Source organism: Duganella phyllosphaerae (assembly GCF_001758785.1).
GTDB lineage: Bacteria > Pseudomonadota > Gammaproteobacteria > Burkholderiales > Burkholderiaceae_D > Rugamonas > Rugamonas phyllosphaerae.
In genome coordinates this window covers 38,760-63,750 of record NZ_LROM01000102.1, presented here as the reverse complement: position 1 = coordinate 63,750, position 24,991 = coordinate 38,760, and the positions used below count along the sequence as shown (strand labels likewise).

28 protein-coding genes are annotated in these 24,991 nt (G+C 61.6%); 22 read left to right on the top strand and 6 right to left on the bottom strand.

Annotated features, from left to right (window positions below; genetic code table 11):
* The first annotated feature begins 33 nt into the window (after window positions 1–33).
* From mlaD to tatC, 22 genes are all read left to right on the top strand, one after another.
* On the top strand, window positions 34–501 hold the full coding sequence (mlaD, locus tag DUPY_RS18485) for an outer membrane lipid asymmetry maintenance protein MlaD (RefSeq protein ID WP_070249889.1): 468 nt from the start codon (window positions 34–36) through the stop codon (window positions 499–501).
* A 3-nt stretch (window positions 502–504) separates the two neighbouring features.
* Window positions 505–1,509, top strand: a complete 1,005-nt coding sequence (locus DUPY_RS18480) for an MlaA family lipoprotein (protein ID WP_070249887.1) — start codon at window positions 505–507, stop codon at window positions 1,507–1,509.
* A gap of 42 nt (window positions 1,510–1,551) precedes the next feature.
* Window positions 1,552–2,202 (top strand): MlaC/ttg2D family ABC transporter substrate-binding protein, encoded by a 651-nt coding sequence (locus DUPY_RS18475; RefSeq protein ID WP_070249885.1) that lies wholly within the window; start codon window positions 1,552–1,554, stop codon window positions 2,200–2,202.
* A gap of 17 nt (window positions 2,203–2,219) precedes the next feature.
* On the top strand, window positions 2,220–2,570 hold the full coding sequence (locus DUPY_RS18470; protein WP_070249883.1) for an STAS domain-containing protein: 351 nt from the start codon (window positions 2,220–2,222) through the stop codon (window positions 2,568–2,570).
* A gap of 196 nt (window positions 2,571–2,766) precedes the next feature.
* Window positions 2,767–3,681 carry an ABC transporter ATP-binding protein gene (locus tag DUPY_RS18465; RefSeq protein ID WP_070249881.1) on the top strand — a complete coding sequence of 305 codons (915 nt, stop codon included), beginning with the start codon at window positions 2,767–2,769 and terminating at the stop codon, window positions 3,679–3,681.
* Window positions 3,678–4,445, top strand: coding sequence for an ABC transporter permease (locus tag DUPY_RS18460; protein WP_070249879.1), 768 nt, complete (start codon window positions 3,678–3,680; stop codon window positions 4,443–4,445). The genes DUPY_RS18465 and DUPY_RS18460 overlap by 4 nt, the downstream gene beginning before the upstream one ends.
* 52 nt (window positions 4,446–4,497) lie before the next feature.
* A complete protein-coding gene (locus DUPY_RS18455; protein ID WP_019924129.1) occupies window positions 4,498–4,734 on the top strand; it encodes a BolA family protein in 237 nt (78 codons plus the stop codon).
* Between the two features lie 2 nt (window positions 4,735–4,736).
* Window positions 4,737–5,987, top strand: a complete 1,251-nt coding sequence (gene murA / locus DUPY_RS18450; protein WP_070249876.1) for a UDP-N-acetylglucosamine 1-carboxyvinyltransferase — start codon at window positions 4,737–4,739, stop codon at window positions 5,985–5,987.
* 148 nt (window positions 5,988–6,135) lie between these two features.
* Complete coding sequence (hisG, locus tag DUPY_RS18445; protein ID WP_070249875.1) at window positions 6,136–6,798, top strand: ATP phosphoribosyltransferase; 663 nt, start codon at window positions 6,136–6,138, stop codon at window positions 6,796–6,798.
* A 16-nt stretch (window positions 6,799–6,814) separates the two neighbouring features.
* Window positions 6,815–8,137: a histidinol dehydrogenase gene (hisD, locus tag DUPY_RS18440; RefSeq protein ID WP_070249873.1), complete on the top strand. Its 1,323-nt coding sequence runs from the start codon at window positions 6,815–6,817 to the stop codon at window positions 8,135–8,137.
* On the top strand, window positions 8,134–9,045 hold the full coding sequence (locus tag DUPY_RS18435) for a DNA-methyltransferase (protein WP_070249871.1): 912 nt from the start codon (window positions 8,134–8,136) through the stop codon (window positions 9,043–9,045). Before hisD ends, DUPY_RS18435 begins: the two co-directional genes overlap by 4 nt.
* Before the next feature lie 17 nt (window positions 9,046–9,062).
* Window positions 9,063–10,157, top strand: a complete 1,095-nt coding sequence (hisC, locus tag DUPY_RS18430; RefSeq protein ID WP_070249869.1) for a histidinol-phosphate transaminase — start codon at window positions 9,063–9,065, stop codon at window positions 10,155–10,157.
* Window positions 10,158–10,177: 20 nt separating this feature from the next.
* Window positions 10,178–10,768 (top strand): imidazoleglycerol-phosphate dehydratase HisB, encoded by a 591-nt coding sequence (hisB, locus tag DUPY_RS18425; protein ID WP_019924123.1) that lies wholly within the window; start codon window positions 10,178–10,180, stop codon window positions 10,766–10,768.
* Window positions 10,769–10,776: 8 nt separating this feature from the next.
* Window positions 10,777–11,415 (top strand): imidazole glycerol phosphate synthase subunit HisH, encoded by a 639-nt coding sequence (gene hisH / locus DUPY_RS18420; RefSeq protein ID WP_071651669.1) that lies wholly within the window; start codon window positions 10,777–10,779, stop codon window positions 11,413–11,415.
* 29 nt (window positions 11,416–11,444) lie between these two features.
* Window positions 11,445–12,233: a 1-(5-phosphoribosyl)-5-[(5-phosphoribosylamino)methylideneamino]imidazole-4-carboxamide isomerase gene (hisA, locus tag DUPY_RS18415; protein WP_070249866.1), complete on the top strand. Its 789-nt coding sequence runs from the start codon at window positions 11,445–11,447 to the stop codon at window positions 12,231–12,233.
* A gap of 4 nt (window positions 12,234–12,237) precedes the next feature.
* Entirely contained in the window at window positions 12,238–12,999 is a 762-nt protein-coding gene (gene hisF / locus DUPY_RS18410) for an imidazole glycerol phosphate synthase subunit HisF (RefSeq protein WP_070249865.1), read from the top strand.
* 18 nt (window positions 13,000–13,017) lie between these two features.
* Window positions 13,018–13,455: a phosphoribosyl-AMP cyclohydrolase gene (gene hisI, locus DUPY_RS18405; RefSeq protein ID WP_070249863.1), complete on the top strand. Its 438-nt coding sequence runs from the start codon at window positions 13,018–13,020 to the stop codon at window positions 13,453–13,455.
* A 4-nt stretch (window positions 13,456–13,459) separates the two neighbouring features.
* On the top strand, window positions 13,460–13,798 hold the full coding sequence (locus DUPY_RS18400) for a phosphoribosyl-ATP diphosphatase (protein WP_070249861.1): 339 nt from the start codon (window positions 13,460–13,462) through the stop codon (window positions 13,796–13,798).
* A 148-nt stretch (window positions 13,799–13,946) separates the two neighbouring features.
* Entirely contained in the window at window positions 13,947–14,318 is a 372-nt protein-coding gene (locus DUPY_RS18395; RefSeq protein ID WP_070249859.1) for a histidine triad nucleotide-binding protein, read from the top strand.
* A 133-nt stretch (window positions 14,319–14,451) separates the two neighbouring features.
* Complete coding sequence (gene tatA, locus DUPY_RS18390) at window positions 14,452–14,676, top strand: Sec-independent protein translocase subunit TatA (protein ID WP_070249857.1); 225 nt, start codon at window positions 14,452–14,454, stop codon at window positions 14,674–14,676.
* Between the two features lie 47 nt (window positions 14,677–14,723).
* Window positions 14,724–15,233 (top strand): Sec-independent protein translocase protein TatB, encoded by a 510-nt coding sequence (gene tatB / locus DUPY_RS18385; protein ID WP_070249855.1) that lies wholly within the window; start codon window positions 14,724–14,726, stop codon window positions 15,231–15,233.
* On the top strand, window positions 15,233–15,991 hold the full coding sequence (gene tatC / locus DUPY_RS18380) for a twin-arginine translocase subunit TatC (protein ID WP_070249853.1): 759 nt from the start codon (window positions 15,233–15,235) through the stop codon (window positions 15,989–15,991). The genes tatB and tatC overlap by 1 nt, the downstream gene beginning before the upstream one ends.
* Window positions 15,992–16,338: 347 nt before the next feature.
* Here the strand turns inward: tatC and DUPY_RS28020 are convergent, their stop codons facing one another.
* The 6 genes from DUPY_RS28020 to DUPY_RS18355 form a co-directional block, all read right to left on the bottom strand.
* Window positions 16,339–17,034, bottom strand: a complete 696-nt coding sequence (locus DUPY_RS28020) for a hypothetical protein (RefSeq protein WP_141749601.1) — start codon at window positions 17,032–17,034, stop codon at window positions 16,339–16,341.
* Window positions 17,035–17,256: 222 nt separating this feature from the next.
* Entirely contained in the window at window positions 17,257–17,772 is a 516-nt protein-coding gene (locus DUPY_RS28015; protein ID WP_141749600.1) for a hypothetical protein, read from the bottom strand.
* A 70-nt stretch (window positions 17,773–17,842) separates the two neighbouring features.
* Window positions 17,843–18,157: a hypothetical protein gene (locus tag DUPY_RS18370; RefSeq protein ID WP_070249849.1), complete on the bottom strand. Its 315-nt coding sequence runs from the start codon at window positions 18,155–18,157 to the stop codon at window positions 17,843–17,845.
* Between the two features lie 92 nt (window positions 18,158–18,249).
* The gene (locus DUPY_RS18365; protein ID WP_070249847.1) at window positions 18,250–20,097 is read right to left on the bottom strand and encodes a DUF885 domain-containing protein; all 1,848 of its coding nucleotides are present in this window, start codon (window positions 20,095–20,097) and stop codon (window positions 18,250–18,252) included.
* A 171-nt stretch (window positions 20,098–20,268) separates the two neighbouring features.
* Window positions 20,269–20,727: a CBS domain-containing protein gene (locus tag DUPY_RS18360; RefSeq protein WP_070249845.1), complete on the bottom strand. Its 459-nt coding sequence runs from the start codon at window positions 20,725–20,727 to the stop codon at window positions 20,269–20,271.
* A gap of 82 nt (window positions 20,728–20,809) precedes the next feature.
* Window positions 20,810–24,991 (bottom strand): DEAD/DEAH box helicase, encoded by a 4,182-nt coding sequence (locus DUPY_RS18355; protein WP_371851801.1) that lies wholly within the window; start codon window positions 24,989–24,991, stop codon window positions 20,810–20,812.

The window sequence follows — 24,991 nt, the reverse complement described above, 5'->3', positions numbered from 1 at the left end:
TGTAAGATAAAACGGAATTAAACGAGGATAGTTATGCAACGCAAATCTCTGGATGTCTGGGTCGGCCTGTTTATCGTCATCGGCGTGGCCGCACTGATGTTTCTGGTGTTAAAAGCAAGTAATACCGGCTCTTTGTCCTTCGGTAAAACCTACGCGATTACCGCCAAGTTCGACAACATCGGCAGCCTGCGTCCGCAAGCGGCCGTCAAGGCGTCGGGCGTGGTCATCGGCCGCGTGGGCGACATCAGTTTCGACGACAAGACGTATCAGGCGCTGGTGACCTTGAACATGGATGAAGGCTATAACTTCCCGAAAGACAGCTCGGCCAAGATTCTGACGGCAGGCCTGTTGGGTGAGCAATATGTAGGCATCGAAGCTGGCGGCGACGAGAAAAACCTGGTTGCCGGAGACAAAATCGCAAGGACCCAATCGGCTGCCGTGCTGGAAGACCTGATCAATCAGTTCATCTACAGCAAGGCTGCTGACGGTAAAAAGGAATAATCAATGAAGACCAATAAAACCTCGCTGCGCACCGCCGCGCTGGTGCTGGGTACCGCGATGATGCTGGCTGGCTGCGCCGGTCCCAACCCGCGCGACCCGTACGAAAGCTATAACCGCGCCATGTTCACCTTCAACGACAAGGTCGATACCTATGCGTTGAAACCGGTGGCCACCGTCTACCGCGACGTTACGCCGTCGTTCGTGCAAACCGGCGTGGGCAACTTCTTCGGCAACATCTCCGATGCCTGGAGCGGCGTCAACAACCTGCTGCAAGGCAAAGGCGGCGACGGTATGACCGACATCACCCGCTTCGCGCTGAACTCCACGCTCGGTATCCTGGGCCTGTTCGACATCGCCACCCCGGCAGGCCTGGAGAAGCACAAGGAAGACTTCGGCCAGACGCTGGGCGTGTGGGGCCTGGAATCGGGCCCTTACCTGGTGTTGCCGATCCTGGGACCGTCCACCGTGCGTGACACCGTGGCGCTGCCGGCCGACTTCGCCGGCAATATCTGGCGCTACAAGGATCCGACCAATGTGCGCAACATCGGCACCGGCATCAACCTGATCGACACCCGCGCCAGCCTGCTCGACGCCGGCTCGCTGTTCGAAGACGCTGCACTCGACCGCTACGTGTTCCTGCGCGACGGCTACCTGCAACGCCGCGAAAGCCAGGTCTTCCCAGACGGCAATCCGCGCAAGAAAAAGCAGAACGACGATCCTTACGGTGAGGACGACGGCGCCAAGCCAGCTGCCGATCCGCAAGCTGTGCCGGCTACGCCAGTGACGCCAGCGCCTGCTGCCGAGCCGGCGCCGGCCGCCGCGCCAACGACGCCGCCGCAAGCTGATGCAGCACCTGTCGCACCTGTTGCACCCGCGACCACCGCTGAAACCGCCGCCGTTGCCCCTGCCACTGCAGTCGCAACTGTTGCTCCAGTGGAAACTTCGCCAACCGTGTCAGCGGAATCCGCCCCCAACGCGTTAAACTCCGGTACACCGGCTGCGAACTGAGCCAGCCGGTGACCCGAAGAACTCACCAAAGGTAGATAAACGATGAACCTGATTAAAAAACTGTTAGCAGTCGCCGCTGTGGCAACGATGGGCTTTACCGCGACCGCGCAAGCGGCCGAGGCGCCTGACGCGCTGGTCAAGCGCATCAGCGAAGACGTGATCAACACTGCCAAGGCCGACAAGGACATCCAGTCCGGCAACCAGCAAAAAATCATGGCCCTGGTCGAAACCAAGATCCTGCCGTACGTCGATTCGAACCGCATGACCGCGCTGGCGGCCGGCCGCTTCTGGCGCCAGGCCACCCCTGAGCAACAGAAAGCGCTGTCGGAACAGTTCCGCACGCTGCTGGTGTACACGTACTCGGGCGCGCTGTCGCAGATCAAGAACGAAACCATCACCTTCAAGCCGATGCGTGCCGATGCGGCCGACACCGACGTGGAAGTGCGTTCGCAAGTGAACATGACCCGTGGCGATCCGGTCCTGCTGAACTACCGCGTGGCCAAGGCTGGCGACAGCTGGAAAATCTATGACATCAACGTCATGGGCGCCTGGCTGGTGGAAACCTACAAAGGTACGTTCACGTCCGAGATCAACAAGGGCGGCATCGATGGCCTGATCAAGACCCTGGCCGACAAGAACAAGTCGCTGGCCAGCAAGCCCCTCAAAGCCAATCCCGCCACGCCAGCTAAGTAAGTAACCAAGTACACGCCATGACCGCCGAATCGACCGACAACCTGCAATCGCTCACGTCCCTGACCGTGCTCAACGCCACTGCGGCGCAAGAGCGCGGCCTGGCCGCCATCAAGGCTGGCCAGCAGGCGTTTGATTTGAGCAACGTTACCTCGGTCGATTCGGTGGCCGTGTCGGTGCTGCTGTCCTGGCAGCGCGCCGCGCGCGAAGCCGGGGTGCAGCTGATGCTGCACAACCTGCCTGCGTCGCTGAAAAACCTGACCAAGCTCTATGGCGTGTGCGGCCTGGTGTTCCCCGGCCAGGAAGAAGAACAAGATTGCACTCCCGTCGCCCCGGCCGCCGCGCCTGCCGACCAGCACCACCATCATTGACCCCCGCTCCGCCCCGTCGTACCCCTGTGTTGCCCTTGTAATACCGCCGGTCCGGTTCGACCGACCCAGATTTCCCCTATAATTGAACGTTGCCGCAGCCACAGTGCTGTGGCGCCCTGTACCACCGCCGCGCGCCGTTTTGGCCCCTGGCGGGCACTCAGCGCCGGCCCTGCCGCCGCACAACGTAAAGTCTAGAATGTCAGCGATCCAAATAACGAATGTCGAAAAGCGCTACAAGTCGCTCCAGGCGCTGGGCGGCGTGTCGCTCACCATCGAGGAGGGCGAGTTTTTCGGCCTGCTGGGCCCCAACGGCGCCGGCAAGACCACCCTGATTTCCATCATCGCCGGCCTGATCCGGCCCGATGCCGGCACGGTCACCATCCACGGCCACGACGTCACCGGCGACTTCCGCGAGGCGCGCCGCAAGCTCGGCGTGGTGCCGCAGGAACTGGTGTTCGACCCGTTCTTCACCGTGCGCGAAACGCTGCGCCTGCAGTCGGGCTACTTCGGTCTGCCCAATAACGACCCCTGGATCGACGAGGTGATGCACAACCTCGACCTGACCAACAAGGCCGACACCAATATGCGCGCGCTGTCGGGTGGCATGAAGCGCCGCGTGCTGGTGGCGCAGGCGCTGGTGCACAAACCGCCCGTGATCGTGCTCGACGAACCGACCGCCGGCGTGGACGTGGAACTGCGCCAGACGCTGTGGAAGTTCATCTCGCGCCTGAACCGTGAAGGCCACACCGTGGTCCTCACCACCCACTACCTGGAAGAAGCGCAGGCCATGTGCAAGCGCGTGGCCATGCTCAAGAGCGGCAAGATCGTCGCGCTCGACTCGATGGCCGCGCTGATCCGCCGCATCTCGGGCTCGCAACTGATCGTCAACATGACGGCCGGCGACCTGCCGGACGAGCTGCGCCACCTGGTCACGCACGCAGAGACTTCCGACCATGGCCGCAAGTACAGCCTGCGCATCAACGAGTATGCGGAAGTGGAAGGTATCCTGGCGCGCTTGCGCGAGTCGGGTGCCGTGATCGACGAGATGCAGCTGCAACAGGCCGACCTCGAAGACATCTTCCTGCAAATCATGGACAAGGGCACGTTATGAATTTTATCTCGAGCGGCTTCCGCACCCTGGTCTACAAAGAGACGCTGCGCTTCTGGAAGGTCGCCACCCAAACCGTGGCAGCACCGATCCTGACCGCCATGCTGTACCTGCTGATCTTCGGCCACGTATTGGAGGGCCGGGTGCAGGTGTACGAAGGCGTGAGCTACACGTCGTTCCTGATTCCGGGCCTGGTGATGATGAGCGTGCTGCAAAACGCCTTTGCCAATTCGTCGTCGTCGCTGATCCAGTCCAAGATCACCGGCAACCTGGTGTTCGTGCTGCTCACGCCCCTGTCGCACTGGGAGATCTTCTCGGCGTACGTGATTGCGGCCATGGTGCGCGGCCTGGCCGTGGGCCTGGGCGTGTTTGCCGTGACCGCGTGGTTTGCCCACATGAGCTTTTCGGCGCCGCTGTGGATTGCGGCCTTTGCGCTGCTGGGCGCCGCCATCCTCGGCACCATGGGCCTGATCGCCGGCATCTGGGCCGAAAAATTCGACCAGCTGGCCGCGTTCCAGAACTTTTTGATCATGCCGCTGACGTTCCTGTCGGGCGTGTTCTACTCGATTAATTCATTGCCGCCGTTCTGGTTCACTGTGTCGCACCTGAACCCGTTCTTCTACATGATCGACGGCTTCCGCTACGGTTTCTTCGGCCAGTCCGACACCAACCCCTGGGCCAGCCTGGCCATTGTTTCGGGCTTCCTGGTGGTGCTGTCGCTGGCGGCGCTGCGCATGCTGCGCAGCAGCTACTGGCAGCGGCACTAAGCGCAACACTATGCGTCAAATACAGATAACAGATTTAACACAGGACCCCATCATGGCTACCACTCCAGAACTGATCCACGGCTATATCTCGGCCGGCCTCGAATGCACGCACCTCGAAGTGGACGGCGACGGCCAGCACTTCCAGGCCATCATCGTCTCGCCGGCGTTTGCGGGCAAGCGCCCGATCCAGCGTCACCAGCTGGTGTACGCCGCGCTGGGCGACCGCATGCGCGAAGAAATCCACGCGCTGTCGATGAAAACCCTCACCCCAGAAGAATACCAAGGCTAAGCATGGACAAACTCCTCATTCAAGGCGGCAACCGCCTGCACGGCGACATCACGATTTCCGGCGCCAAGAACGCCGCGCTGCCGATTTTGTGCGCCGGCCTGCTGACGTCCGGCGACGTCGAGTTGTCCAACGTGCCGCACCTGCACGACGTGGCCACGATCCTGAAACTGCTGGGCCAGACCGGCTTGAAGGTCAGCCAGGACAACGACAAGGTCACGCTCAACGGCAGCGCCATCGACAAGCTCGAAGCGCCGTATGAACTGGTGAAAACCATGCGCGCGTCGATCCTGGTGCTGGGCCCCCTGCTGGCGCGCTTCGGCCAGGCCAAGGTGTCGCTGCCGGGCGGCTGCGCCATCGGTTCGCGTCCGGTCGATCAGCACATCAAGGGCCTGCAGGCGATGGGCGCCGAGATCACCATCGAGGCCGGTTACATCTACGCCAAGTGCGCCAAGCTCAAAGGCGCGCGCATCGTCACCGACATGATCACCGTCACCGGCACCGAGAACCTCTTGATGGCAGCGACGCTGGCCGACGGCGAGACCGTGCTGGAAAACGCCGCCTGCGAGCCGGAAGTGACGGATCTCGCCAACCTGCTGGTGGCCATGGGCGCCAAGATCGAAGGTATCGGCAGCAACCGCCTGGTGATTCAAGGCGTGGCCGAGCTGCATGGCGCCAAGCACGCGGTGATCTCCGACCGCATCGAAGCGGTGACCTTCCTGTGCGCGGTCGCTGCCACCGGCGGCGATATCTCGATCCGCAACACGCGCGTGGACATCATGGACGCCGCGCTCGACAAGCTGCGCGAAATGGGCCTGCAGCTGACCATCGGCGACACCTGGATCCGTGCGCGCATGGACCAGCGCCCGCACCCGGTCACGTTCCGCACCACCGAATATCCGGGCTTTCCCACCGACATGCAGGCGCAGTTCATGGCCGTCAACACGGTGGCCGATGGCGCCAGCCGCGTGACCGAAACCATTTTCGAAAACCGCTTCATGCACGTGCAGGAGATGAACCGCCTGGGCGCGGCCATCGAGACCGACGGCAACACCGCCTTCATCAAGGGCGTCGAGCAGTTGGTTGGCGCGCCGGTGATGGCGACCGACCTGCGCGCATCGGCTTCCTTGGTGATCGCCGCCATGGCCGCCCGCGGCGAGACGCTGATCGACCGCATCTATCACCTCGATCGTGGTTACGACCAGATGGAAGTGAAACTGTCGGCGGTGGGTGCCAATATTCGGCGCATCAAGTAAGGCGCTATGCAGCCACTGTCGTCATTGACACCCGTGCACCAAGCACCGTCACTCCCGCGAAAGCGGGAGTCCATGCTGAGCATCCGAAGTATGGATTCCCGCTTACGCGGGAATGACGGATCGGATGATAACTAATTCTGGAAGTACCATGAGTGCATTTCAAGACAACCAGCAACTGATCCTCGCCCTGTCCAAGGGCCGCATTTTCGACGACACCCTGCCACTGCTGGAAGCGGCCGGCATTACCGTCACCGAAAATCCGGAAACCTCGCGCAAGCTGATTTTGGCCACCAACGACCCCGGCGTGCGCGTGCTGATCGTGCGCGCCACCGACGTGCCGACCTATGTCCAGCATGGCGCGGCGGACTTCGGCGTGGCCGGCAAGGATGTGCTGCTCGAGCATGGCGGCGAAGGCCTGTACCAGCCGATCGACCTCAATATCGCCGCCTGCCGCATGTCGGTGGCGGTGAAAAACGGTTTCGACTACGAGACCGCCGTGCGCCAGGGCGCGCGCCTGCGCGTGGCCACCAAGTTCGTGCAGACCGCGCGCGAGCACTTCGCCAAGAAGGGCGTGCACGTCGATCTGATCAAGCTGTATGGTTCGATGGAACTGGCGCCGCTGGTCGGCCTGTCCGACGCCATCGTGGACGTGGTCAGCACCGGCAACACGCTGCGCGCCAACGACCTGGTGGAAGTGGAAGCGATCATGGATATCTCGTCGCGCCTGATCGTCAACCAGGCGGCGTTAAAGCTCAAGCGACAGCGTTTGCAGCCGATCCTCGAAGCGTTCGAGCGCGCGGCCAAAAAATAACAATCTGGAAGCCATCATGTCGATTCAAATTACCAAGCTCGATTCCACCCAAGCCGATTTCAAAAAGTCCCTGGACACCTTGCTGGCATTTGAAGCAGGCACCGATGAGGCGATCGAGCGCGCCGTCGCCGGCATCCTGGCCGACGTCAAGGCGCGCGGCGACGCCGCCGTGCTCGAATACACCAACCGCTTCGACCGCATTCCCAACGGCGGCGCCGCCAGCATGGCCGCCTTCGACATCGGCCAGGACGAACTGCAGGCAGCGCTGGCGTCGATCCCTGCCGCCCAGCGCGACGCCCTGAACGTGGCTGCGCAGCGCATCCGCGTGTTCCACGAACGGCAAAAGCAGGAACTCAACGGCTTTACCTACACCGAGCCTGACGGCACCGTCCTCGGCCAGAAAGTCACGCCACTGGACCGCGTGGGCATCTACGTCCCGGGCGGCAAGGCGGCGTACCCGTCGTCGGTGCTGATGAACGCCATTCCCGCCCACGTCGCGGGCGTGCAGGAAATCATCATGGTCGTGCCCACGCCGGATGGCGTGAAGAACCAGATGGTGCTCGCCGCCGCCGCCATTGCCGGCGTGACGCGCGTGATTACCATCGGCGGCGCGCAGGCGGTGGCTGCCCTGGCGCACGGCACCGAGACGATACAGCCGGTCGACAAGATCGTCGGCCCTGGCAATGCGTATGTCGCTGCCGCCAAGCGCCGCGTGTTCGGCATCGTCGGCATCGACATGATTGCCGGTCCGTCGGAAATCCTGGTGATCTGCGACGGCACCACCGACCCGGACTGGGTGGCGATGGACCTGTTCTCGCAGGCCGAGCACGACGAACTGGCGCAGGCCATCATGCTGTGCCCGGACGCCGACTACATCGCCCGGGTGGCAGCGAGCATCGAAAAACTGCTGCCGACCATGCCGCGCCAGGACACGATTCGCACCTCGCTCACCGACCGTGGTGCGCTGGTCAAGGTGCGCGACATGGAGGAAGCGTGCGCGATCGCCAACAGCATCGCGGCCGAGCACCTGGAAATCTCGGCCGAAGACCCGCAGCAGTGGGCCGATAAAATCCGCCACGCGGGCGCCATGTTCCTGGGCCGCTTCTCGTCCGAGTCGCTGGGCGACTACTGCTGCGGCCCGAACCACGTGCTGCCCACGTCGCGCACCGCGCGCTTCTCGTCGCCGCTGGGCGTGTACGACTTCCAGAAGCGCTCGTCGATCATCCACGTGAGCGAAGCGGGCGCCCAGACCCTGGGCAGGATCGCGGCCGAACTGGCCTATGGCGAAGGCTTGCAGGCGCACGCCCGCAGCGCCGAGTTGAGGTTGAAAGCCCAATGACCGACCAGTGGCTCAACCAGGTCTTCTGCGAGGATGCGCTGTCCGGGCTGACGCGCATCCCCGACGGTTCCATCGACCTGATTCTGACCGACCCGCCGTACAATCTGGGCAAGGACTACGGCAATGCCTCCGACCAGCAGACGGTCGACGACTACCTGCGCTGGACCGAGCAGTGGATCGACGCCGCGCTGCCCAAGCTCAAGCCCAACGGCAGCCTGTACATCTTTTTGACGTGGCGCTTCTCGCCCGAGATCTTCGTGCTGCTGAAAAAGCGCATGACGATGATGAACGAGATTATCTGGGACCGCCGGGTGCCGTCGATGGGCGGTAGCGTGCGCAGCTTCTCCTCGGTGCACGACACCATCGGCTTCTTCGTGCGCCGCAAGGATTATTATTTCGACCTCGACGCCGTGCGCATCGCCTACGACGCCGAAACCAAGAAGGCGCGTTCGCGCTCGATCTTCATCGGCGCCAAGTGGCTCGAAGTGGGCTACAACCCCAAGGATTTGTGGAGTGTGTCGCGCCTGCACCGCGAGCATCCCGAGCGCGCCGACCACCCGACCCAGAAGCCGCTGGAAATCATCGAGCGCATGGTCAAGGCTTCGTGCCCGCCCGACGGCGTGGTGCTCGACCTGTTCATGGGCAGCGGCACGACGGCAATCGCCGCCAAGCGCTGCGGGCGCAGCTTCGTCGGCTTCGAACTCAATCCCGATTACTGCGCCATCATCGATGAACGCCTGGCCGCGCTCGACTTGCCGCCGGTGGTGAAGAAAAAGCCGGCGCCGAGAAAGCCCGCCGCCAAGGCCGCACCCAAAGCGACACCCGAAGCACCAACCAAAGCCACACCCAAAAAAATCGCCGCCGCCAAACCCAAGCCGGCCGCCAAACGACTTTCAACCGCAGTCTAGACAGGAGCCCCATCCAGATGTCCGCCATCGACACCCTCGTAGCCAATACCATCCGCCCGGACGTGGCAGCCATGCATGGCTACCACGTGGCCGACGCGAGTGGCTTCATCAAGCTCGATGCGATGGAAAACCCGTACCACCTGCCCGAGCACCTGCTGCAGGAACTGGGCGCGCGCCTGGCCGTCGCCACCCTGAACCGCTACCCGGTGGCTTCCTACGCCACGACCAGGCAAAAGGTGCGCGACACGCTGGGCGTACCGGCCGGCTACGACGTCATGCTCGGTAACGGTTCCGATGAACTGATCGCTATCCTGTGCATGGCCTGCGCGCAGCAGGAGCGCCGCGCGGTGGTGCTGTCGCCCACGCCGTCGTTCGTGATGTACGCACGCTCGGCGCAGTACGCGGGCATGGACTACGTGGGCGTGCCGGTGAAAGCCGACCTCACGCTCGACCTGCCGGCCATGCTGGCGGCCATCGAACAGCACAAGCCGGCGCTGGTGTTCCTGTCGTACCCGAACAACCCCACCGGCAACCTGTTCGCCGAGAGCGACATCGTCGCCATCATCAAGGCGCTCGACGGTTTTGGCCTGGCCGTGGTCGATGAGGCGTACGAGCCGTTTGCCCAACAGACCTTCATGGACCGTCTGCCGCAGTTCGACAACCTGGTGGTGATGCGCACCGTATCGAAGCTGGGACTGGCCGGCATTCGCCTCGGCTACATGTCGGCGGCGCCCAAGCTGCTCGCGCAGTTCGACAAAGTGCGGCCTCCTTACAACATCAACGTATTGACGCAGACGGCGGCCGAATTCGCGCTCGACCACGTGGAGGTGCTGAACCAGCAAGCGACCGCGTTGCGCGCCGCACGCGCCGATCTGATGGCTGCATTGGCAAAATTTCCCGGCGTGGAGGTTTTCCCGTCGGCGGCGAATTTTATCTTGATCCGGGTGCCCAATGCCGACGATGCCAACGTGAAACTACTGTCTCACAAGGTATTAATTAAAAATGTGAGTAAAATGCATCCTGTGCTGACCAATTGTTTGCGCATCACGGTCAGTACCCCGGCAGAAAACGCCACCTTCCTCGATGCCTTCGCCGCATCGCTGGCAGCCTGAGTAACCTCGCGAGCCCCCTCATGAACCGCACCGCAGAAATCACCCGCAATACCAACGAGACGCAAGTCCGCGTCTCCATCAACCTCGACGGCACCGGCCAGCAAAAGCTCAATACCGGCGTGCCCTTCCTCGACCACATGCTCGACCAGATCGCCCGCCATGGCCTGTTCGACCTGGAAGTGGAAGCGACCGGCGACATCCACATCGACAACCACCACACGGTGGAAGACGTGGGCATCACGCTGGGCATGGCCGTGGCCAAGGCCATTGGCGACCGCAAGGGCATCGTCCGCTACGGCCACTCGTACGTGCCGCTCGACGAAGCGCTGTCACGCGTGGTGCTGGATTTTTCCGGCCGGCCAGGCATCGAGTACCACATCCCGTTTACGCGCGCCATGATCGGCACCTTCGACGTCGACCTGACGCTGGAATTTTTCCGCGGCTTTGTCAACCATGCGCTGGTCACCCTGCACATCGATAATCTGCGCGGCACCAACGCCCACCACCAGTGCGAGACCGTGTTCAAGGCTTTCGGCCGCGCGCTGCGCATGGCGTCCGAACTCGATCCACGCGCCGCCGGCACCATCCCGTCGACCAAGGGCACTCTGTAAGAACTATCATGAAAAAAATCGTAGTAGTTGATTACGGCATGGGTAATCTGCGTTCGGTCGCGCAGGCGCTGCGCGCGGTTGCCCCGGACGCCAACGTGCTGATCTCGGGCGAAGTGGCCGATATCGAGAGCGCGGACCGCATCGTGCTGCCTGGCCAGGGCGCCATGCCCGACTGCATGCGCAGCCTGCGCGAGTCCGGCGTCCAGGACGCATTGCTGGAAGCGGCGCGCAGCAAGCCTTTGATGGGCGTGTGCATCGGCGAGCAGATGTTGTTCGACGGCAGCGAAGAAGGAGACGCCGCTGGCCTCGGCCTGTTGCCCGGCAAGGTCGTGCGCTTCCAGCTCGACGGCCAGCTGCAGCAGGACGGTTCGCGCTTCAAGGTGCCGCAAATGGGCTGGAACCAAGTGCAGCAAAACGCGTCTCACGCTATGTGGGATGGCATTGCGGACAATAGCTATTTTTACTTTGTCCACAGCTACTACGCCCGGCCCGAGCAAAGCGAGCATACCGTGGGCCTGACCACGTATGGCGCGCCGTTCAGCTGCGCGGTCGCCCGTGATAATATTTTTGCCACGCAGTTCCACCCGGAGAAGAGCGCCGCGGCGGGTCTGCAGCTGTACCGTAATTTCGTCCGCTGGAACCCTTAACCCCAACTTCCCTAGATCCCAGACCTATCATGCTGCTCATTCCTGCCATCGACCTCAAAGACGGTCACTGCGTTCGCCTCAAGCAAGGCGATATGGAACTTGCCACCGTTTTCTCGGACAACCCGGCCGACATGGCCCTGCACTGGCTCAAGCAAGGCGCGCGCCGCCTGCACCTGGTGGACCTGAATGGCGCCTTTGCCGGCAAGCCGAAGAATGAAGGCGCGGTCAAGGCCATCCTGAAAGTGGTGCAGGAATTCGCCGAAGAAAACGACCTCGACGAAATCCCGGTGCAACTGGGCGGCGGCATCCGCGACCTCGACACCATCGAGCGCTACCTCGACGCCGGCATCACCTACGTCATCATCGGTACCGCTGCGGTCAAAGAGCCGGGCTTCCTGCACGACGCCTGCGGCGCCTTCCCGGGCCACATCATCGTCGGCCTCGACGCCAAGGATGGCAAGGTCGCGACCGACGGCTGGAGCAAGATGAGCGGCCACGAAGTGATCGACCTGGCCAAGAAATTCGAAGCCTATGGCGTCGAATCGATCATCTACACCGACATCGGCCGTGACGGCATGATGGGCGGCGTCAATATCGAAGCCACCGTCAAGCTGGCGCAAGCGGTCAAGATCCCGGTCATCGCTTCGGGCGGCCTGCACAATATCGGCGACGTCGAAGCCCTGTGCGCGGTGCAGGACGAAGGCATCGAAGGCGTGATCTGCGGCCGCTCGATTTACGAAGGCACGATCGACCTGGCCTCGGCGCAACTGCGTGCCGACGAGCTCAGCGGCGACCTGCCGGATTACCCGGAAGACTGATTACATGCTTGCCAAACGCATCATTCCCTGCCTGGACGTGACCGATGGCCGCGTGGTCAAGGGCGTCAACTTCACCGAGCTGCGCGACGCCGGCGACCCGGTGGAAATCGCCCGTCGCTACGACGAGCAGGGCGCCGACGAATTGACCTTCCTCGACATCACCGCTACCAGCGACAACCGTGGCCTGATTTTGCACATCATCGAGGCCGTGGCCTCGCAGGTATTCATTCCGCTCACCGTCGGTGGCGGCGTGCGCGAGGTGGCCGATGTACGGCGCCTGCTCAACGCCGGCGCGGACAAGGTCAGCATGAACTCGTCGGCCGTGTCGAATCCGCAGCTGGTGTTCGACGCCTCGCAAAAGCACGGCTCGCAATGCATCGTGGTGGCCATCGACGCCAAGCAGGTCTTGCCCGGCAAGTGGGAAGTATTTACCCACGGCGGGCGCAAGGCCACCGGCATCGATGCCATCGAGTGGGCGGTCAAGATGGAAAAACTGGGCGCCGGCGAAATCCTGCTCACCAGCATGGACCGTGACGGCACCAAGTCCGGTTTCGACCTGGGCCTGACGCGCGGCGTGTCCGACGCCATCGGCATTCCGGTGATCGCCTCGGGCGGCGTGGGCGGCCTGCAAGACCTGGCCGACGGCGTCAAGCTCGGCAAGGCCGACGCGGTGCTGGCAGCGAGCATTTTCCACTACGGCCAGCACACGGTGCAGGAAGCCAAGCGCTTCATGGCAGAGCAGGGCATTCCGATGCGCCTCGATTAAGCAAATAGCGGAAACCACATGTCCACCCCCCCGAACAGCCTTGCCAAGGCCAAATGGCTGAAAAAAATCCACTGGGACGAAAACGGCCTGGTACCGGTCATCGCCCAGGAGGCTGGCACCAACGACGTATTGATGTTCGCCTGGATGAACCGCGACGCGCTGGCCAAAACGGTCGAGCTCGGCGAAGCCGTGTACTGGAGCCGCTCGCGCAAGAAGTTGTGGCACAAGGGTGAAGAGTCCGGCCACACGCAAAAGGTGCTGGAAATTCGCCTCGATTGCGACGAAGACGTGGTGCTGCTCAAGATCGAGCAGGCCGGCGGCATCGCCTGTCATACCGGCCGCCATTCGTGCTTTTATCAAAAATTCGAGGGCGACGCCGAGGGCGGCGACTGGCACAACGCCGAGCCGGTATTAAAAGATCCGGGCGACATCTATACCAAACCGAAAACGAGTTAAGTTTATGAGCACTATCCTGGACCGCCTGGCCGAGCTGATGGAATCGCGCAAGCTGGCCAACGGCGGCGACCCCGCCACGTCGTACGTCTCCAAGCTGTATGCCAAGGGCGACGACGCCATCCTGAAAAAAATCGGCGAAGAAGCCACCGAGACCGTGATGGCAGCCAAGGACGCGCGCGTCTCTGGCGAAGCTGACAAGGTGTTGTACGAGGTGGCCGACCTGTGGTTCCATACGCTGGTGTTGCTGGCGCAATTCGACCTGAAGCCGCAGCAAGTGCTGGACGAACTGGCGCGCCGTGAAGGTGTTTCGGGTATCGAAGAAAAGAATTCGCGCAAAGATTAGCGCCATTAACCTGAAAATCCGTCATTCCCGCGAAGGCGGGAATCCAATTTCGCCGCGTCACGTTTGCTCACGCACATTGGATCCCCACCTGCGCGGCGGTCCGCCGATGCGGAATGACGTTGGATAAGTCATTGAAACTGGAGCCCCCGTGGAAAACTGCCTGTTCTGCAAGATCGCTGAAAAGAAAATTCCTTCTACCGCCGTCTACGAAGACGACGACCTGTACGCGTTCAAGGACATCAACCCACACGCACCGGTGCACTTGCTGGTGATCCCGAAAAAGCATTTTTCCACCTTGTCCGACTGCACCGTGGACGATGCGCCACTGCTGGGCAAAATGCTGGCGCTTGCCCCCCGTCTTGCAGGGGAATTCGGTTGCGCGGTCAGTTATGATGAGCAAGGTCAGCCGGTGGCCGGCTTCAAGACCGTCATCAACAGTGGGCCTGACGGTGGACAAGAGGTGTACCATCTGCATATGCACGTGATCGGCGGCGCCCACCCATGGCGTGGCGAACGCTAACACCTGTCAGCTTGATAACTGGTCACAAGGCTTGCTGCATGACATACACATGACACGCGAAGCTTGACGTATACTGTCGCTGCATTTTGGATCAACAGGTTAACCGGCGCACTGCGCCGCCAAGGGGAATAAGATGGGTTCGATGAGCTGGATACACTGGGCGATTGTTCTGGTGGTGGTGATTTTGATCTTCGGCACTAAAAAGCTGGGCAATATGGGTGGTGACATCGGCAAGGCCGTCAAAGGCTTCAAGGATGGCGTCAAGGGTAGCGACGAGGACAAGCCGGTCGCCCCGCCTGCACCGCCGGCCACCCCGAGCACCATCGACGTCGACGTCAAAGAGAAAAACAAGCTGTAAGCCGCAGCGGCCCCCAGCGGGGCCGCGCGAGCTGACGCTTCTGTCCTATGATCGATCTCGGTCTTACCAAAATGGCGGTGATCGGCGTGATTGCGCTGATCGTCATCGGCCCTGAAAAGCTGCCCAAGGTGGCGCGCATGGCCGGCAACCTGTATGGTCGCGCCCAGCGTTACCTCAACAACGTCAAGTCCGAAGTCACGCGCGAAATCGAGCTCGAAGAGCTGCGCAACCTGCAAAAGGAAGTGCAGGACGCCGCGCACAGCATCAAGAGCGACGTCGAAAACTCCATCGCGGAAAACCTCAGCGAGGTGCAAAACGCCTGGCATGACACGCCCGCCATGGAAGACATTTCCTCGGCCTCTACCTCGTTTTCCACCGTGAGCAGCGATGACCTGGCGCGCAAGGCGCGCGAGTTCCGCCGCAAGAAGCTGGTGCGCAACTCGGCCGTGCCGGGCTGGTACAAGCAACGCCACGGCGGCAAGCTGCACGTCACGTCCGGCGCCGCGCGCGTTGCCCGGTTCCGCCCACGCGGCAACATCCAGAACTCGTTTTACTGATGACTACCCCAAACACAGGCGAAGAGACCTTCATCTCCCATCTGGTCGAACTGCGCAACCGGCTGGTCAAGGCTGCCATCGGCGTGGTGGTAGTAGTTGCCGCACTGATGTTCTGGCCCGGCCCCGCGCAAATCTACGACTTCATCGCCCAGCCGATGATCAACTCGCTGCCGGTCGGTTCCAAGATGATCGCCACCGGCGTGACCTCGCCGTTCCTGGTGCCGATGAAGGTGACCATCGTGCTCGGTATCATCATCGCGCTGCCGTGGGTGTTGTACCAGATGTGGGCGTTCGTCGCGCCCGGCCTGTACATGCACGAAAAGCGCCTGGTGGCGCCGCTGGTCATTTCGTCGTCGCTGCTGTTCATGGCCGGCGTGGCGTTCTGCTATTTCTTCGTGTTCGGCCGCGTGTTCCACTTCATTGCCCAATTCTCTCCCACCTCGATCGCGGTCACGCCCGATATCGAGAACTACCTCGACTTCGTGATGTCGATGTGCCTGGCCTTCGGCGCCACCTTCGAGGTGCCGGTGGTGGTGGTGATCCTGGTGCGCACCGGACTGGTGTCGGTGGCCAAGCTCAAGGAAATCCGTCCGTACGCCATCGTGGGCGCCTTCGTCATCGCTGCCGTGGTCACCCCACCGGACGCGATGTCGATGTTCTCGCTGGCTATTCCGATGTGGCTGCTGTTCGAACTGGGTCTGCTGGTCGCGCCGATGTTCGTCAAGATGTCTACCGCCCCCGAAGAAAAGCAATCGTAATATCACCGGATAAAATAAAGCCCCGCAGTGTCGCCACTGCGGGGCTTTTGCATGGGTGTTATGGCCATGAGTCAGTATGGGATAACGTAAGGGGCCAAGATTTTCGTGTTATACAAATGGCTGCTTTCGCCCCGAAGCGGACCTTCACCCCTTTTTATGGGAGCGCCCTCAAATTGAGCTTGCCCCCTACTCGCATGACATCAATATCAGTACTTTATTATAGACCAGCAACATGCAAATCCGCGAAGATTGAGGAGCCTGAAAAATAAGTGCCTCATGTCGCTTTTCAGACACCAATTGATATTTCGTCTTTATCAAAAATCTCGCCACCACTTAAAGAAAAATATTTACTCGATACACGAATCAAGTTTATTTTTTCGGAATAAATCAAACCACCTGTTGGATTTTTTGATCAGACGTTTCACCTCCACCCAGCTGTGAACAGATTTTCCAGACTTGGTTTTTCTGGAAAAACTGTCATTCTCAAACGGATCTTCCTCTTTGTATTCACAAAGAAATAGTCCAGGCGTGGTCACTAGCCACTGTCCACCAAACTCTTTTCCTGCATCCATATCAAAAGGCATAACAAAAGGAGAATTTGCCGATACATAAAAACCGCTTCTGAACCTGCACTTGGCCGAGTAGCTATCAGATTCACTCATTACATCATCAAAGTTTGAAAAAATAAGAGTTTCCTCATCGTTCGTTCGATATTTGACAATAGCCAGATAATCCTTCCCGCGAGAAAATAAACTAACTCGTGATGGCATGAAAAAATTAAAACTATCAGAACCACCCTTGAATGACTGAATAACTTTTGCGCCATACAGAAATCCGCAAGCAGGCTTCTCCTTCAAAGACTCATCCAGAACAGGAGAAACTGAGGTAATCTGTATTTTCGCCACAATCGATGATGCCGCCACAGCATGTCTTAGTGTGACGCCGGATACCAGATGCACCGTTATCAAATCTTCAGCATGAGAGTTAAAAGACAGAAATAAAAATGCGGCCAGATAAAGACTCTTGGCGCTGAACCTTATCATTTCTTTCCTCCATTAATTTTTTTAGTCGCATACGTATCAGCACATTCTGCATCTGAAATTCAGGGCGGTTTCAAGAACCGACTGCAACATCAGTTCGATGTATTAGCTAATGCCTCGCGACAACAAAGCCACTACTCCTGCAGTGCCAAGAACCCACCGATAAAATTTTTTGAGCTTCATGGCCCAGTAGGCGATTTCCTAGTGAACGGCAGTTCTTGGCCGTTAGTCGCCCTGTTGATACCACTTATAATGTGTACCACCCCAATACGCTAGGCCGCTTGCGGATTGCGTCTTTATCAGCATGAGAGCGTCACCTTTCAGCGTCGGCGGCGAGTCCTCGTCAGCACCGTGAGATACCTTACCCCGTGGATAGGCGTACCACGCGTCCATCCACGCCAAATCATCGCCGCCACTTCCAAAAGCAGTCCCCGCGCCAATTATGCTTACGTACCCCTTGCCCATATGAACAATAGCAACTCCAAGTTTCCCTGAAGCTCTATTCCTGACAAGTATCGCGCAGTCCAGTTTTCCATTACCGTTAAAATCACCTTGAATGTAGAACGGATTTAGGTGCGTAGAGATAGAAAATTTCGCTGCTAATCCTGCCTTGCCGAGTGCTTCGAGCACACCTGGCGGGATGCTTGGTAGTGCGACGGAATCGGTTTGTTCATTGCTCGCGCCAACGGCTGTGCCGAATGCCAAGTAGGACGTCAGTACCAGTGCTTGGAGCAATCCCATTATCCAATTCCCAAAAAAATAGAAAAAAACGCTTACTGAATGTCCGAGAATGGCCGTTCGCGGCCCAAACTTAACCCGAAAAGATTTGTTCTTTAAAAACCGTGAACTTGGTCTCTCCAGCTACCGACTCTATGGACCAAGGCTTCTCAGTGCTCACCCGTACCAGGCTTCGTCCCAGTTCATCAACCCATTCCTCTTCAACGACGCAGCGGATGTGCCCCAGGTGGTGGTAATGGCTCCCGGACATTTGTTCCCCAGTTCTTATAACGGGTTCTTTTTCGACGAATTCATCTCGTACGCCGCCAGCATCGGTAAGCACGCATCCTACCCACATCGGAAAGTGGTCGTCAACAACGCGCTCTATCTGCACTTCCAAACTAATCATTGGTCGTATCCACATTTATAAACCCTATTATGTTCAGGGTCCGCTCCTGGCCGAATCCGGCCATTCAAGCCGTTTTTATTGTTCGCCGACACTTATTTATTGATCATCAACTCGCGGATCACCCGCACCGGCGCGCTGCCGTAGCTGAGGAACTGTTCGTGGAACTGTTTCAGATTGAAGTTGCCGCCCAGCGCCTGCTTGCGCTCCTCGCGCAGCGCCATGATCTCGCTGTAGCCGCTGAAGTAGCTGGTCAGCTGCACCGACGACACCTGTACCCGGTGCCACTTCTCGGTGGCCTCGGTGCGGGTCTGGAAGGCCTGGCGCGTGAGCAGGTCGATTGCCTGTTCCTCGGTCATGCCCAGCACGTGCACGCTGTAGTCGAGGATGGTGTTGGTCACGCTGCGCAGGTTCCACTTCGAGTACATCAGCCACATCTCCGGCGCATTGTCGCCGTAGCCCGATTCGAGCATCATGCGCTCGCCGTACACGGCCCACCCTTCCACCATCGCGCCGTTGCCGAAGATCGACTTGACGATCGACGGCGACTTGTTGGCGTAGATGAGCTGGGCGTAATGGCCGGGAATCGCTTCGTGGATATTGAGGATCTGCAGGATCCAGTGGTTGTACTCGCGCAGGCTGCTCTCGGCCGCTTCGGGCGTGGCGCCGTCGAGCGGGGTGACGTTGTAGTAGGTGCGATCCTGCGGCCGGTACGGGCCTGGCGCGTCGATGCTGGCGCCTGCCACGCCGGCCTGGTAGGCCGGGGTGGCGCGTACTTCGAGCTGCTTGTTCGGGTCGAGCGTGAGCAGGTCGTGCTTGATCACCCAGGCCTGCAACTCGGGAATCTGGCGCTTGATTTCGGTGACGAAATTCTCGCGCGCGACGTGGCGCTCGGACAGTTTGTCGATCATCATGCCGATCTTGGCATAGCGGTCGGCCGGCCTGGCCACGCCGGGCAGATACTTGTCCCACATCGCGTCGGACAGGCGGTCCATATTGGCCAGCAGGTCTTCCCGCGCGGCCAGCGCTTTTTGATAGGTTTGCTCGGCGGTGCTGCCCGACTGGATATCGTAGGCGAATTTTTTCTCGTACAGCTCCTTGCCGATGCGGAAGCTGCGCCGGCCCTTGGTATCCATCAGCTTTTCGCGCTCGGTCAGGTAGGTGACGTAGTTATTCACCGCCGCCAGCGCCGCATCCACGCGCAGCGTGAATTGCTGCTTCTCGGCCGCGTTCAGGATCGACGCCTGCGCCGCCTTGTTCACTTCCACCAGCACGGCCATCACGCCGGGCGCCTGCTTGATCGCCAGGCGCGTGTGCTCGCGCGTGGGGTTGACGATGTTGGCGCGTGCCGCGTCGTAGTAGGCGGGAATGCTGGTGATGCGCTTGAGCAGGGTGCGCAGGCGCTGCGGCCGGGCCGCGTATTCGGTGTTGAGGATCAGGTCGAGCGGGCCGGCCACGTTGTAGCTGGCCGGGTTCCACTCGTATTCGCGCAGCGTGGTCAGCCGCCAGCGGTCGCCTTCGAGCTTGTTTTGCAGCAGTTGCAGGTCGGTGCGCTGCTTGGCGGACAATTGCTTGACGTTGACCTTGCCGAAGCGCTCGAGCCATTCATCGATAAAGGCCAGTTCGCTGGCAATGCCGGCCTGGTCAGGCACGAACAGGGTGGCGGCGGTATCGTACTTGCCGGCGTAGATCGCGCTTTCCGAATCGATGCGCCACTGCGCGTTAAGGAACTGGTTGCTCAACGAATCGAACTGGCGGTCCGGCCAGCGCTCGGCCAGCACCGCTGCGGGGGCGGCCTTGGCAGCCGTTTTGGCGGTGTTCTTGGCGGTGCTTTTCTTGGTGTTTTTGGTAGTTTTTGCGGACTTTTTCTGGGTCGCGGCACTGGCCGGTGCAAAGGCGAGTGCCGCCATTACCATCGCCAGCGCGAGTTTTGTCTTGATCATCGTATGCAGCCTTGTGTGAAAGTGACAAGGCCCGCACGCGAGCCGAGTCGAAGCGTGGGAGATTATCATTAATCCGCCCGCTTGAGAGCGTTCGTTACAAGACGACATATTCCGCGACCTGCCCCGCAGGAGCAACTGCATGGGCTGGCCGCTGGTGATGATGATGGCCCCTCAGGTGCGCGCACCGCCGTCGCTGAGCGGCTCGGGCGAGGAAATGTCGCGTAGCGTGGCTGCGGTTTCCTCCGGATCGGTGTCGGCGCCGATGTCGGCCAGGTCGGCCAGCGCGACGATGCCGATCAGGGAGTGGTCGTCCCGACTGACCACCGGCACCCGGCGGATCTGGATGTCGCGCATGTCCTGCATCACGTCTTCCACGTCCTGGTCCTCGAAGCAGTGGCAAATATCTTCGGTCATCACTTCGCTGACGGCGGTTTCCTCCGGCCCCAGGCCGGCGGCCGTGGCGCGCACGGTGATGTCGCGGTCGGTGACCATGCCGACCAGGCGCCTGCCCTCGGTGACGGGCAGGGCGCCCACGTCGAGGTCGTCCATCAGTTCGGCCGCTTCGCGGATGGTGCTATCGGGCGCCACGCTGGTCACATCGCGGCTCATGACTTCTGCAATCGTGCTCATATCGATCTCCTGGTGAGCGGCGCCGGCGGCGCCGTTCCCGGTTTGACGATACCCGCTGCCGGAAGTTCTCGGCTTTAGTGCACTATCGTTGCAGACCCTCGTGCAGCATGCTCAGCATCTCGCCGGCCGACATGCGGCCCGAGACATCGCTGCCTTCGAGCAGGCTGTCGGCCAGGTCGCGCTTGTGCTGGTGCAGATCGACGATGCCTTCCTCGATGGTGTGGCGCGCCACCAGCCGGTAAATCGTCACCGGCCGCAGCTGGCCCATGCGGTGGGCCCGGTCCGAGGCCTGGTCTTCCACTGCCGGGTTCCACCACGGGTCCATGTGGATCACGTAATCGGCGGCGGTGAGGTTGATGCCCACGCCGCCGGCTTTCAGGCTGATGAGGAACACGTCGCCGATGCCGGCCTGGAACGCGTCCACCCGCTTCTTGCGCTCGTTCATCGGCGTGGAACCGTCCAGGTACTGGTAGCCGATCTGGTTGGCGTCCAGGTGGGCGCGGATCAGCGCCAGGTGATCGACGAACTGGCTGAACACCAGCACCTTGTGGCGGTTCTCGAGCAAGCCTTGCAACAGGTGCGCGAAGGCGGCCAGCTTGCTGCTGGCGATGCCCAGTTCCGGTGACACCAAATTGGGATTGCAGCAGGCGCGGCGCAGCTTCATGATCTCGGCCAGGATCTGGATCGATTTTTTCTCGGCCGGCCCCTCGACCGCTGCCAGCGTTTCCAGCGCCGTGCGGCGCAGCGACTCGTACAGCGCCGTCTCTTCCGCCGACAGGTCCACTTCCAAGGTGATCTCCGTGCGCGGCGGCAGTTCGGTCAGTACCTGCGACTTGGTCCGGCGCAGCATGAACGGCTGGATCAGCCGGCGCAGGCGGTTGCGCGCGCCCACTTCGGCGCGGTGGTCCTGCGGCTTTTCGATCGGCGCGGCAAAGCGCAGGTTGAACTGCTCGATGCTGCCCAAGAGGCCCGGGTTGATGAAGCGGAACAGGTTCCACAACTCGCCCAGGTGGTTTTCCAGCGGCGTGCCGGTGCACGCCATGCGGAACTCGCCGTTCAGCGCCATCACCGCCTGCGAGCGCTTGGTGGCGCCGTTCTTGATCGCCTGCGCTTCGTCGAGCACGATGGTGCGCCACTTGACGCCCGCAAACAGCGCCGCCTCCAGTTGCAGCAGGCCATAGCTGGCCACGACCAGGTCGTACGGCTGCAAGGTGGCCAGCGTGTCGGCGCGGTCGCCGGCACCGAACATCTTGACGTTGAGCGTGGGCGCGAAGCGCGCGGCCTCGCTCACCCAGTTCAGGCACACGGACGTGGGCGCGATCACCAGGGTGGGGCCGTCCGGCGCGCGCGAGAGGATCAGCGCCAGCGCCTGCAGGGTTTTGCCGAGGCCCATGTCGTCGGCCAGGCAGGCGCCCACGCCCCAGTGGGCCAGGCGCGCCAGCCAGTTGAAGCCGTCGACCTGGTAGTCGCGCAGGTCGGCCTGCAAGGTGGTGGGCAGCACCGGCTCGAACGTGGTCTGCTCGGCCATGCGCGCCAGGTGCTCTTTCCACAGCTTGTCGGCCTTCACGCCGCCCACGTCATCGGCCAGTTCTTCCAGCGCGAACGACGCCAGCGGGTGCAGCCGCACGCCGTCTTCGGTCAGCTCACCGTAGGCCGAGACTTCGCGCAGGCGCCGGTGCAGTTCGTCGGCCAGCGCCAGGAAGCGGTTCTCGCCCAGCTCCACGAAGCGGCTTTTGCTTTTCTGGACCAGTTCGAGCAGGGTGCGCAAGTCCATCACCTTGTCTTCGTCGATCTGCACCTGGCCGCTGGCGGCAAACCAGTCCTTGTTGCTCTTGATGGCCAGGCGCACCTGCTTGGTCTCCACCTTGGCCGTGACGCGGAATTTTTCGCCCTCGGGCCAGGCGATCACGATGGAGTCCGGCGGCAGTTCCTGCAATTCGGTCAGCAGTTGCAAACACAGGGCCGGTTGCCCCAGCAGCCATTCGCCGTGTTCCTGTTCGGCCGATTCCAGTATCGGGCACTTGGCGATCAGTGCACGTTCGGCGTCGCGTTCGTCGACCAGCTGGCGCCGCGCCTGCATCGGTCTGCCGCCGGCGTCCGCAATCACGCTGTCGGCGCCGTCGCCGGGGGCGTAATAGGCGCCGTTGGGGAGAGGGCGCACCAGGATCTGCATCTTGAGGCCGTGCTGGTACGGCAGCAGGTGCACGTGCAGGCGCATGTCCGCTTCCACCTGCTCCATGTCGGGCGCGGCGCCGCCGATGTCCGACTGCACCGTCACCAGCGACGAAATCGAGCGGATCGCGTGCAGCACCTGTTCTTCGGCGTGGGCCGGCACGTTCAGGGCATCGCCGACGATGGCGCCGATGCGGCGGTGCTCGTCCTGGATCGTCACCACGCGCAGGCGCGTGGGCGTCTCCTTGGTGACGATCACGGTGGCGCTGTCGTCGGGAATCGGCGGATGCAGGCGGATTTCCAGGTTGCCCGCGCTCTTGCGGATCAGCAGTTCCGGTTCGCCGGCCAGCATTTCCACCCGCATGTCGGGTGCATCGGCCCAGTACAGCAGCGGGTGGCCCACCAGCGCGGCCACTGCGCGCTGCGGGTTGACTTCATACGCCATGCCGCTCGACGTATAGCCGCGATGCGAGACCGTGATCGACTCGGTGGCGCGCACGTCCTGCGGCGTGAGGAAGTCGAACGCCTCGGTCTCGAAGCGCAGCCGCTTGAGGCTGGCCGCGCGGCCCTTGCTCCAGATGCCACGGGCGTCGCGCTTTTGTTCGACCGGTGTCACTTCCGTCACGCCCCAGCGTGGCTGGTACTCGAGCAGCCACACCAGGCGCGAGGCCTTGCCGGCCCCAGCGACTGCTGCACCCTCGGGCTGCTGCAGGTTGATCAACGCCGTGAGCTGGCGCTGCCAGCCTTCCTGCCGCTCGAACCAGGTGGACAGGTCGGGCAGCGCCAGGCGCGTACGCAGGGCCGCGCCACGCTCGGCCATCGCCACGTTGCCCAGGTGGCCGAGCAGGGTGGCTGCCTGCGCCGCAATGAAATGGAAGCCGGCGCGGTCGGACTGCTCGAACAGTTCCTGCAACTGCAGCTTGCGCTCGCCGAGCTGCGGCGCCGACAGCCAGTAGAACAGCAGGCACTGGAACAATTGGGTTTGCAGGTCCGGGTCCCACGCCAGGCTGCCGATGGCGTCGGCGGTCATGGTGCCGGCACGGACCTGGCGCAGCATGTCGAGTTGCTGGAAGATCGCGCTGCCCCGGTTTTGTGGCATGCGTACCGCGATCTCGAGGTAGGTTTGCGCGCTTTTCTGGTGCTTGGGGTCGGGACTGCGCAGCAGCGCGGCCAGGTACAGGTAGCTGCCGAAGCCGTCGAACAGCTGCTTGCGCTTGCCGGTCTCGCGGCGCACCGCTTTCAGAGCCGCGTCAAAACCGGCCAGTGCCGCGCTGCCCGCTCCCTGCAACAGCACCACGGTGCTGGCCAGGTATTGGCTGGTGGCGCCGCCGGTGCGCTCGAGGTGGCGCTTGGCGTCGTCGATGCGGCCGCCGAGGATGGCATCGGCAGCCAGCGCCAGGCGCAGTTCGGGTGCAATATCGTCGTTTGCCGCCAGCCGGCGTTGCAGGTGCAGTGCGCAAAATTCGCGGATGTTCGGGGCGCTGTGCGGTTCGTACTGGGCGTTGTGCAGCATCATGGCCAGGATATCGTCCTGAATCAACGGGTGCACGCGCGCCAGCATGCCCGGCTCGAACGGACGGCCGAAGATTTCCACGATCGGATGCAGTTGCGCCGCTTCGTAGCTGTTCAGGCAAAACGCCAGGGTGGGAGCGATCTGCTGCGGCGTGTGACCGCGCAGCAGGCCCATGCGCAGCAGCGCCATGCCGGCGCGGTAGCTGCGCGGCTCGTAGCCGCCCCAGGTCTGGCGCAGCGGCACCAGTTCCACGTAGGCCGTGCACAGGTCGTCGAGTGCATGGGTGCCGATGGCCGCGCGAATGGCCGGCCAGCGCAGCTTGGGATTGCATATATGGCCGCGTCCCACCACCACGCTGACGAACGCCAGGCGGTCGAGCTTTTGCATGGCGTCGTCGAGGGTGAGCACGGTGTAGCGCTTGCCGTCGGCGTTTTCGATGCGGGCGTGCTTGAGCAGGTCGAGGATGGCGGTGCGTCCCACCGGCTCGCCGATCAGCGCCAGCAGCGCCAGGATCATTTTTTCATTGAATTCCAGTGCATCGAATTCACTCTGCAAGGTGGTGTCGGTGATTGACGTCAT

Excerpts from the sequence above, each read along its gene's own strand:
- tatC (WP_070249853.1), top strand. The coding sequence starts at position 15,233 with ATGACTACCCCAAACACAGGCGAAGAGACCTTCATCTCCCATCTGGTC.
- DUPY_RS18360 (WP_070249845.1), bottom strand. The coding sequence starts at position 20,727 with ATGAGCACGATTGCAGAAGTCATGAGCCGCGATGTGACCAGCGTGGCG.
- hisD (WP_070249873.1), top strand. The coding sequence starts at position 6,815 with ATGTCGATTCAAATTACCAAGCTCGATTCCACCCAAGCCGATTTCAAA.
- hisB (WP_019924123.1), top strand. The coding sequence starts at position 10,178 with ATGAACCGCACCGCAGAAATCACCCGCAATACCAACGAGACGCAAGTC.
- DUPY_RS18455 (WP_019924129.1), top strand. The coding sequence starts at position 4,498 with ATGGCTACCACTCCAGAACTGATCCACGGCTATATCTCGGCCGGCCTC.
- DUPY_RS28020 (WP_141749601.1), bottom strand. The coding sequence starts at position 17,034 with ATGATAAGGTTCAGCGCCAAGAGTCTTTATCTGGCCGCATTTTTATTT.
- DUPY_RS18465 (WP_070249881.1), top strand. The coding sequence starts at position 2,767 with ATGTCAGCGATCCAAATAACGAATGTCGAAAAGCGCTACAAGTCGCTC.
- tatA (WP_070249857.1), top strand. The coding sequence starts at position 14,452 with ATGGGTTCGATGAGCTGGATACACTGGGCGATTGTTCTGGTGGTGGTG.
- murA (WP_070249876.1), top strand. The coding sequence starts at position 4,737 with ATGGACAAACTCCTCATTCAAGGCGGCAACCGCCTGCACGGCGACATC.
- DUPY_RS18370 (WP_070249849.1), bottom strand. The coding sequence starts at position 18,157 with ATGATTAGTTTGGAAGTGCAGATAGAGCGCGTTGTTGACGACCACTTT.
- DUPY_RS18365 (WP_070249847.1), bottom strand. The coding sequence starts at position 20,097 with ATGATCAAGACAAAACTCGCGCTGGCGATGGTAATGGCGGCACTCGCC.
- DUPY_RS18460 (WP_070249879.1), top strand. The coding sequence starts at position 3,678 with ATGAATTTTATCTCGAGCGGCTTCCGCACCCTGGTCTACAAAGAGACG.
- mlaD (WP_070249889.1), top strand. The coding sequence starts at position 34 with ATGCAACGCAAATCTCTGGATGTCTGGGTCGGCCTGTTTATCGTCATC.
- DUPY_RS18480 (WP_070249887.1), top strand. The coding sequence starts at position 505 with ATGAAGACCAATAAAACCTCGCTGCGCACCGCCGCGCTGGTGCTGGGT.
- hisF (WP_070249865.1), top strand. The coding sequence starts at position 12,238 with ATGCTTGCCAAACGCATCATTCCCTGCCTGGACGTGACCGATGGCCGC.
- hisI (WP_070249863.1), top strand. The coding sequence starts at position 13,018 with ATGTCCACCCCCCCGAACAGCCTTGCCAAGGCCAAATGGCTGAAAAAA.
- DUPY_RS18435 (WP_070249871.1), top strand. The coding sequence starts at position 8,134 with ATGACCGACCAGTGGCTCAACCAGGTCTTCTGCGAGGATGCGCTGTCC.
- hisH (WP_071651669.1), top strand. The coding sequence starts at position 10,777 with ATGAAAAAAATCGTAGTAGTTGATTACGGCATGGGTAATCTGCGTTCG.
- hisC (WP_070249869.1), top strand. The coding sequence starts at position 9,063 with ATGTCCGCCATCGACACCCTCGTAGCCAATACCATCCGCCCGGACGTG.
- DUPY_RS18355 (WP_371851801.1), bottom strand. The coding sequence starts at position 24,991 with ATGACGTCAATCACCGACACCACCTTGCAGAGTGAATTCGATGCACTG.
- hisG (WP_070249875.1), top strand. The coding sequence starts at position 6,136 with ATGAGTGCATTTCAAGACAACCAGCAACTGATCCTCGCCCTGTCCAAG.
- DUPY_RS28015 (WP_141749600.1), bottom strand. The coding sequence starts at position 17,772 with ATGGGATTGCTCCAAGCACTGGTACTGACGTCCTACTTGGCATTCGGC.
- DUPY_RS18475 (WP_070249885.1), top strand. The coding sequence starts at position 1,552 with ATGAACCTGATTAAAAAACTGTTAGCAGTCGCCGCTGTGGCAACGATG.
- hisA (WP_070249866.1), top strand. The coding sequence starts at position 11,445 with ATGCTGCTCATTCCTGCCATCGACCTCAAAGACGGTCACTGCGTTCGC.
- tatB (WP_070249855.1), top strand. The coding sequence starts at position 14,724 with ATGATCGATCTCGGTCTTACCAAAATGGCGGTGATCGGCGTGATTGCG.
- DUPY_RS18470 (WP_070249883.1), top strand. The coding sequence starts at position 2,220 with ATGACCGCCGAATCGACCGACAACCTGCAATCGCTCACGTCCCTGACC.
- DUPY_RS18400 (WP_070249861.1), top strand. The coding sequence starts at position 13,460 with ATGAGCACTATCCTGGACCGCCTGGCCGAGCTGATGGAATCGCGCAAG.